This is a genomic window from Delftia sp. ASV31 (genome assembly GCF_016428765.1).
GTDB classification, from domain to species: Bacteria; Pseudomonadota; Gammaproteobacteria; order Burkholderiales; family Burkholderiaceae_C; genus Comamonas; species Comamonas acidovorans.
In genome coordinates, this window is record NZ_JAELTK010000083.1 from 18,488 (window position 1) to 27,589 (window position 9,102).

Annotated in this window: 1 protein-coding gene and 1 pseudogene; one reads left to right on the forward strand and one right to left on the reverse strand. The window is 67.2% G+C overall.

Features of this window, described 5'->3' with window-relative positions; all coding sequences use genetic code 11:
* The first annotated feature begins 75 nt into the window (after positions 1-75).
* Positions 76-8,757: an LPD38 domain-containing protein gene (locus tag JHD82_RS29950; RefSeq protein ID WP_233174866.1), complete on the forward strand. Its 8,682-nt coding sequence runs from the start codon at positions 76-78 to the stop codon at positions 8,755-8,757.
* Here JHD82_RS29950 and JHD82_RS29955 read toward each other — a convergent pair.
* Positions 8,735-8,836, reverse strand: a pseudogene (locus JHD82_RS29955) (VIT family protein); the annotation flags it as partial. The gene JHD82_RS29950 and the pseudogene JHD82_RS29955 overlap by 23 nt on opposite strands.
* Positions 8,837-9,102: the final 266 nt, after the last annotated feature.

Sequence of the window (9,102 nt, forward strand, 5' to 3'; positions counted from 1 at the left end):
GAACAGGTTCACTTTTGCGCTCAGGTGCGTACCAAGCCTGACAGCCTCGACGGAGTTCTATCCGCGAGGTAATGCATGCCCCAGACCCCCCAAAGCGCCGCCGATGGCGGCGTTGACCTGTTCGAGATTGCCGGTATCGATCCAACGGCGAAGACGGCAACCCCGGCCCCAACTGGCGACGTTGACCTGTTCGAGCTGGGCGGCATCTCTATCGATGTGCCCAAGTCCAAGCCGCAGGGCATAGGCGGCTATGTGGCGGATGCCATCACCGACGTGTTCAAGCGCGCGGGCGGCGCCGCCCTCTCTGGCGTGGCTGCAGTGCCCGAGGCTGCGCAGTCGGGCATCCGCGCCACAGTGCGCAACGGCGCCGGCGGCGACCCCGCCACGGTCATGCCCGGCGGTGCCTTCATCCCAGGCATTGACACAGACGAGGCCATCAACGGCCCGATGACGCAGCAGCAGCGTGACCGCCGCGAGCTGCAGGCGGAGCGCGCGGCCGTGGGCGTGCGCCTGCCGGGCGCCGAGACGCTGGCCCGCGCCGGCCGCGATGCGCAGAAGGCCATCAACGACACGACCAGCCAGGCCACGCAGGACGCGGTGGCCAATTCCCAGATCACGGGCAACCTGCTCAAGGGCGAGATCGACTTCGGCAAGGACCCGTCTGTGCGCGGCTTCCTGATGCAGGGCGCTGATGTGTTCGGCAGCATGTTCCCAGTCGTGGCCACGGCGCTGGCCACGCGCAGCCCGGGCGCAGCCGGCGCGGTGGGCGGCGCCATGGCAGCGGGCGAGGGCGTGGAGAACGCGCGGGAGTTCATCGCCAAGCAGTCGCACGAGCAGTTGCTGGACACCAGCCCGCTGTACCGCCGCATGATCGATGCCGGAGCGGCGCCCGACGAGGCGAGGCGCATCACCAGCGCCAAGGCCGAGGACGCCTCTGCGCTGCTGCAGGGCGCCGTGGCCACGTTCGGCGACCGCTTCACCGGCAAGCTGGTGACGGGTGGGCTCGACCCGCTGCTGGCCCGCGTGGCCGGCCGCTCGGTGCTGGGTAAGACGGCGGCAGGCGCGGGCATCTCGGCGCTGGAGGAGGGTACGCAGGAGCTGACCGAAGGCGTGGCCTCGGACCTGGGCACCAAGAGCGTGGCCCACAGTAAGGAAATCGGCGAGGACTCGGCCGCCAACTTCGTGCTGGGCGCGCTGGGCGGATCTGCACCAGGTGCTGCCCGGGGCGTGGTGGCCGGCGTGAAAGACCGGGGCGCCAAGGCGGATGCCGGCGGGCGCAGCACGGTCATCGACGTGACCTACAAGGATGCCGAAGGCAATACGGTCACGGACGTGGCGACGACCGCAGATGCTGGCCAGCGCGACGGCGCTGCAGCTGCGCCTGTGCAGGACGCCCAGGCCTCGGCGCCTGTCGCGGCGCCGGCCGCGCCGCAGACGGAACAGCAGCGCGTGCAGCAGCCCGATGGCACGCCCGAATCCATGGACAGCACCACGGCTGCCACGCGCCTGGCCGAGCTGGAGGTGATCGACAGCACTACGGGCCTGAACCCGGTGCAGCAGGAGGAGCGCGCAGCGCTGGCCCAGCGCCTGGAGCAGGACGCGGCGCGCGAGGCTGATCTGGAAGCCCTGGGGGAGGAGCCCGAGGCCGTGGCCGCCGAAGCTGCTGCGGCCGAACAGGCCCCGGCGTTTGATCCTGGTGCAGTGCGGTCCAAGACCTGGCCCCAGTTCGTGCACGAGCGCGGCGAGAAGGTGGCTACCCTGCGCCGGGGCACGCCCATCTGGGACCAGCTGCAGCACGAATGGGCTGCCGTGAAGACGCGCCGCGCCGGCACCAACCCCGAAGGCACGGGCGCCGTCGGCACGCCGGCCCAGGAGATCCAGAACCGCGACCGCAGCCGGCCGGCCAGCGTGGTGCAGATGCAGGGCATGGCCCAGAACCCGGACTACCTGCGGCTGGGCGTCTCGCGCAGCCCCGAATCTGGCGCACCCATGGTGTTCGCCGTGGGCGACCAAGCCGACGCCGCGCAGGCGCTGGGCCGGGCCGACGTGGCCGTGATGAGCGACGGTCAGCGCGTGCCGTTCCGGTATGCGGTGATGGAGGCAGCCGACGTGCAGCCGTCCAACTTCGCGGACGGCGCCGTCAATCCGCTGTTCGACGCTACCCACCCTGGCACCGTGAAGGCCCTGAACAACGGCCGCACGGCGGGCCTGCGCGCTGCCTACGAGCGCGGCACAGCCAACGCCTACCGGCAGGAGCTGGCTGCCGACAGCGACATGCACGGCATCGATCCATCCGTCATCGAGGGCATGCAGGCCCCGGTGCTGGTGCGCCTGTATTCGGAGAAGGACAACCAGGTCAACATGGGCGCCAAGAGCCAAAGCCAGGCCCTGGGCCTGTCCGCCACGGAGCAGGCCGCCACCGACGCGGCCTTGGTGGACGGCGGTGTGCTGGAGGTGTTCGACAGCGGCGCCCTGGACAGTGCCGCGAACCGGGACTTTGCCCGCGCCTTCATCGGCAAGCTGCAGGAGCAGGGCCAGGATGTGGCCGGCATGGTGGATGCCAGCGGCGCGCTCTCGCCGGCCGGCGTCACCCGCCTGCAGGCCGCCCTCGTGCACAAGGCCTACGGCGACGGCGACCTTGTGGAATCGCTGTTCGGTTCCACCGACAACGACATCCGCGCCATCGGCGAATCCCTCAAGGCCGTGGCCGGCGAGTGGGCCAACCTGCGCCTGGCAGCCGAGCGCGGCGCCATCAATGCCGAGGTGGACGTGACCGAGAACCTGCTGCAGGCCATCCGCCTTGTGCAGAAGGCCCGGCGCGAGCGCGCGGCTCTGCACGACGCTGTGCAGCAGGTGGACATGCTGACGGGCGACGTGCCCGATGCTCTGACGGTGGGCATGCTGCGCCTGCTGTACAGCGGCCACTACCTGACCCGGCCCGTGGGCCGCGACCGCCTGGTGGAGTCCCTGCGCGCATACATGGGCGCAGCCTTGGCGACCTCGGCCAGCGGTGATATGTTCGGCGAGCAGGTTGGCCCTGCCGCGATCCTTGCCGCACTGAGCGGCCAACCCGTCCCACAGCGACAACAGACCAATGACACAAGCACCGAATCCCAGCAAGCCCCAGCCCCGCAAGGCAGCCGAGAACCCCCTGGCAGCGATGCTGCTGGGGAGCGTGCTGATGCAGCAGGGCCAGAAGCACGGCGACAAGAGCCAGACGGAGCAGGGCGAGCAGCTGCTGGAGATCGCGCAGAACGCCCAGGGCAACAAGCCGACGCCGACAGCGGCGCCGTAGCGCCCGCGCTGGAGCTTTCCAGCTACACCCCCGACGAGATCGAGGCCCAGCAGGCTCAGCAGGAGCAGGCCGAGCACAGCCGTGCACGCGATGATGCCAAGGCAGATGCGGACGCGCGGGCCGAGCGCGAACGCAAGGAAGTGGCCGAGCGCCAGGCCGCCAGCGCTGAAAACTTCCAGTTGGGCCAAGACGCGAAGGATGCCCTGAGCGGGCAGCAGGGCGTTTTTGACAAACCGGCCGCCGCTGGGCCGGTGTGGCCAGGCACTGCTGCAGCACCTGCAGCGAGCCAGCGGCCCAAGCTGCGTGACACGCGCGGTACGGGCGTGCGCCTGCATGGCACCAGCCGTCCGCTGCCCGAAGGCGGTCCAACCAACGATGGCGTCTACCGCGGCAACGTTCTCAACATCTACGGCCAGGGTTTCTACACCACAGACGCCGCCGACATCGCCGCGGGCTACACCCGCAAAGGGCAGGGCGGCGAGCCCACGCTGTATGAGATTGCCGAGCACTCCCCTGTCCGTCTGTATGACATGAATGCTCCCATGGAGCCTGAAGTGCAGTCCATGGCCAAGCGCGTCCTGGACGACCTCGCCCGCGATGAGAACACGGAAACGGGCGAGCGCATCACCACGCTGGCCCAGCTGTTCGATGAAGCGCGCGCCGAGTCTCGCTACGAAGGCGTGAGTGCGGACGAGCTGCAGGAGCGCTTCGATGGCATTCGCTACAACCTGGAGGACATGGGCTATCGCGGGTTTGCGCATGTGGGCGGCGGAAAAACCGGCAACCAGGCTCACAAGGTGAACATCTACTGGTATCCCGAGGATGATCTGTCCGTCACGCGCAGCGAGCTGTCCCGCTTTGAGGAAGGGGCTGAGCAGCCGGCGGGCGTGCCTTTCAAGCGCGCGGAGAGTTCCGTGGCGCCCACAATGACGGCAGACCTGGCGCAGGAACTGCTACGCATCGCTGGTGGCGCGGCGCCGGCAGGCGTGCGCGGTGCACCGCCGGCTCCCATGGCGCGCGTGCAGAAGGTCGTGGACGAAGTGCGCCAGGCCTGGGCCAACGCGCCGCGCATCAACGTGGTGTTCGACCTGCAGGACCCGCGCGTGCCCCAGGAAGCGCGCGACGCGGACCAATTGCAGGCAGCCGAGGGCGCGGAGGGCGTGCCCAAGGGCTTCTATTTCGATGGCGAGGTCTACCTGGTTGCGAGCCAGCTGGCCACGCCCGAGGAAGCGGCCCGCGTGCTGTACCACGAGGCGCTGGGCCACCACGGCCTGCGCGGCGCCTTCGGCGAGAAGCTGGATGCGGTGCTGGACCAGATCATCGTGGCCCGCCCGCGCGAGGTGCGCGCCAAGCTGCAGGAGTATGGCGAGCTGGACGACCTGGTGGGCCGGCGCTACGCCGCGGAGGAGGTGCTGGCCGAGATGGCCGAGACCCAGCCCCAGCTGGGATTCGTGCGCCGTGCCGTGGCCGCCATTCGAACATGGCTGCGCGCCCATGTGCCCGCGCTGCGCGACCTGGCTATGACGGACGCGGAGATCATCCGCGACTTCATCTTGCCGGCGCGCCGCTGGGTGGAGCGTGGCGCCCTGGCTGCCGCCTCGGCGCCGGCGGCAAAGCCTGCGTTCAGCCTGGACAGCGGCGCGGGCCGCCGCGCGCTGCAGGAGCTGTCCGAGCTTGACGACCTTTTCACCTTCCCCAAGTCGGAGCAGACGGACCTTGCCGCCATCGCAAAGGAGCACAACCCGGAAATCGTGGTGAGCAAGCCGATCAGCATTGCAGGGCGCCAGGAGTACACATTGACAATGCCGGGTGGAAAGAAGGCCATCCTGTCGGTGCGCCAGCCCAACCCGTATGGCGGCGAGCAGGTCTACGACATGCTCTACACCGCCGATGGCATGGAGGCTGTGACTGGCCGGCCCGGGGTGAACCCCGAGGACGTGCCGCCCACGCCCGACGTGTGGCTGGACGTGTCCCGGCTGGACCAGGGCGATGCGGGCGCCATGGCCTACAGCATTGCCTCCACCTTCGCGCACAACACGGACAGCATCTTCATCGGCGATCCACACGGGCTGAGTAAGACCGCGTTGCGTCGCCGGCTGGAGCAGATGCTGTCCAGCGCCTTGAAGTTCGGCACCACGCGCCACCTGGCGCCGCATCCCGACCAGGTGCGCGGCGGCCACGGTGTGCCGGGCCTGCGCTGGGTCTATGGGGACGACGTGGGGAATGTGGAGCGCATGATTGCGGCCAGCTTGGAGGGAATGGATAATGCATTTCCTTCATCCAATCAGATTGCATACGATGCCGAACGAGGCACTTTCCGACTATCCGATTCCGGGCAGCAACTATCAAGACAGCAATTGGCTGGCTTGGTTGGACAATCCATCGAAAGAAGACGTCGAATGGATGCAAGCGCGTCAGGAGACGCGGAAGCTGGCTGGCGAACAGTTGCGCGAGCGGCTGTCTGGCGTTCCCTTCTACGCGGAGAGGGCAGCGAGGGTGAAGGCAATCGACGGGGACGAGGCGCTGTACTGGGAAGGTTTGCTGAGCGGCACGCACAAGTTCTAGGCGACCCCAGTCCCAAGCTGCGCGTTTTCTACAGCCGCGGCCCCGCTGCCGGCGCGGCCACGCCGCCACCCTCCAAGGGCCTGCTCGGCCGCCTGCAGCACAAGGTGGCCGACCTCACCGGCTACCGCTCCGTCGATGACTTCCTCTACAACTGGCAGGACAAGTTCATTGACCTCAAGCGCATCCAGGCCACCATCCGGGCTCTGAACGGCACCGTCAGCGAGACGAACGACGCCTACCGTGGCGAGGAGCTGTACCACAAGCGCGTGGCCAAGCGCACGGCCAACTTCCTGCGCGACGAAGTGCAGCCGCTGCTGCGGCGCCTGAACGCCACGGGCGTGGCCATCGAGGAGCTGGAGCGCTTCCTGCATGCCCGGCATGCGCCCGAGGCAAACCGCGTCATGGCCGAGCGCAACCCCGGCGCTCAGCAACTGCAGGCCCAGCGCGAGGCCGCCGGCAAGACCGTGGAAGATCTGCGCCGTCAGCTACAGCGCACCCAGGCCCGGGGCATGGCCACCGGCCCGGTGCAGAAGGCGCTGGGCCAGGCCCTCATCGACCAAGACCGCTGGAACAGCGCCGAGGCCTTCGATGGCACCGAGGAGGAGCGCCTGTCCCTGTCGGGCATGAGCGATGCCGAGGCCAAGGCGATCATGGACGGCTACAGCCCTGAGCAGCGCCAGGTACTGGACGAGTTGGCCGCGCGCGTGGACCGCATGAACGAGGGAACCCTGAAGACTCTGGAGAGCTACGGGCTCATGGACCAGGCCACGCTGTCGGCCTGGCGCAAGACCTATCAGCACTATGTGCCTCTGCACCGCGACGAAGCCCACCCGGACAGCAAGGCTCACCCCATCGGCCAGGGTTTCAGCACGAAGGGCGATGCATCGAAGAGGCGCACGGGCTCGAACGAGCGCGTGACCAACATCCTCAGCCACATCGTCATGCAGCGAGAGGCGGCGCTGACGCGCGGCGAAAAGAACAACGTGGTCAAGCGCATGTACCTGCTGGCCGCTCAGAACCCGGACAAAGAGCTTTGGAGCCTGGAACTGCCCAAGAAGAAGGCGCTGGACGCGGACACGGGGCTGGTCAAGACCATGGTGGATCAGGGCGCCAAGGCGCGCGACAACGTGGTGACGGTGCGCATTGGCGGCAAGGATCGGTACATCGTCTTCAACGAGCGCAACGAAAAGGCCGTGCGGCTGGCTGTGGCCATGAAGAACTTGGACGCCATGGAACTGGACCGCTTCACTCGGATTGCAGCCTGGATCACGCGCTGGTTCTCCTCGGTCAACACCCAGTACAACCCTGTGTTCGGTGTCATGAACCTGGCGCGCGACCTGCAGGGCGCCATGCTGCAGCTGTCCACCACGCCGCTGGCTGGCAAACAGGCCGAGGTGTTCCGCAACATCCGGCGCAACACCCGCGCCATCTACAAGGACCTGCGCCGCGAGCGCCGGGAGGAGGGCGCCGGCACAAGCGAATGGGCCAAGTTGTGGGAGCAGCTGCAGCTGGACGGCGGCACCACTGGTTACCGTGACCTGCACGCCGATCCCCAGGACCGGGCCAAGAAGCTGCAGAAGGCGCTGGACCAGGTGGGCGAGGGCAAGGCTCTCGGCAGCGGCCGCGCGCTGCTGGCCTGGCTGTCGGACTTCAACGAAACCCTGGAAGCCACAACACGCCTGGGCGTTTACAAAGCCGCACTGGACCAGGGCATCAGCCGCCAGGAGGCCGCGAGCATCGCCAAGAACATCACGGTGAACTTCAACCGCAAGGGCAGGAACATGCCCGTGGCCGGCGCGCACTTCGCTTTCGTGAACGCAGCGATTCAGGGCAACAAACGCATGCTGGAGACGCTGACGGGCCCTGCCGGGCGCAAGATCATGATGGGTGGCGTGGCCCTGGGCATGGTGTCGGCCATGGCGGGGTATTTGATGATGGGCGGCGGCGATGGCGCTGACGACGAATGGAAGAAGATCCCCGAGTTTGTGAAGGAGCGGGCGATCATCATCCCGCTGGGCCGACAGGACTATGTGGCCATCCCGCTGCCGCTTGGGTTCCATGTGTTCCCCAACATCGGCCGCACCATCGTGGAGATGGGTGTGCACGACGACCCGACCAAGAGCCGAATGGGGCACGTCCTGGACATGGCCGTGCTGGCCCTCGATGCTTACAACCCGCTGGGCGGGTCCGCTGATCTGGGACAGATGGCATCGCCCACCTGGTTCGATCCTGCGCTGGCACTGGCTCGCAACAAGGACTGGACAGGTCGGGAGATCTACCGAGAAGACCGGAATTCAAATGACCCGACGCCGGGTGCGAGCCGAGTGAAAGATTCGACAGCAAAGCCTTACCGTTGGCTGGCCACCTTTGCCAATGCCGCGACGGGCGGTAACGAATGGCGGCCCGGTGCTGTCAGCCCAACGCCTGAGGCCATCGAGTACTTGGTGGAACAGATTACTGGCGGCGTGGGCCGCGAGGTGAACAAGGCCGTAGCCATGACCACTTCCGCCTTCACTGGTGAGGAACTGGCGCCGCATCAGATCGTGTTGGCGGGCCGCCTCTACGGGAACACGCGCGGCGCCAACGGCCAGAGCAACGCCTACTACGAGAACCTCAAGCGCATCAACACCAGCGAGAACGAGTTCAAAGCCCGGGTTCAGCGGGGCGAGGATGCTGATGCCGTGCTGGCGGATGTGCCGCTGGCCAGGGCTCATGGCGCAGCGAAGGCGCTGGACAAGAAGATCTCGGACCTTCGAAAGTTCCGACGAACGCTACAGACCGGGGCTGCTCCGGACAAGCGCGACCAGGTAAAGGCCATCAACCTGGAGATCGAGTTGTCGATGCGGCTGTTGAATCAAGCCACTGAGGATGTGTTGATACATTCTGAGCTGCGCTGATTGCCACGCCCACGACAACGCTCGCCGTCGAGATGATGCCGTCGTCGGGGGCCAGGACTGCAGCGCGCAGCCAACCCACGTGAGCGGTTCATGGCGCTCAGGATAATTCGATAGTGGAATGACTTCATAGGCATCTTTTCGTCAACGCGAGGAGCGCCAAGCAGTATGCAGCAGCGTGTTGTCTTGTGGGATGTAGTGATTATTTTTATGGCTTATTTAATGTCTGTCTCTTATACACATCTCCGAGCCCACGAGACGCTGACGTTGTTCTCGTATGCCGTCTTCTGCTTGAAAAGAGGGGGGGGGGGGGGGGGGGGGGGGGGGGGGGGGGGGGGGGGGGGGGGG

Coding starts and splice junctions, on each gene's coding strand:
- JHD82_RS29950 (WP_233174866.1), top strand. CDS start 76: ATGCCCCAGACCCCCCAAAGCGCCGCCGATGGCGGCGTTGACCTGTTC.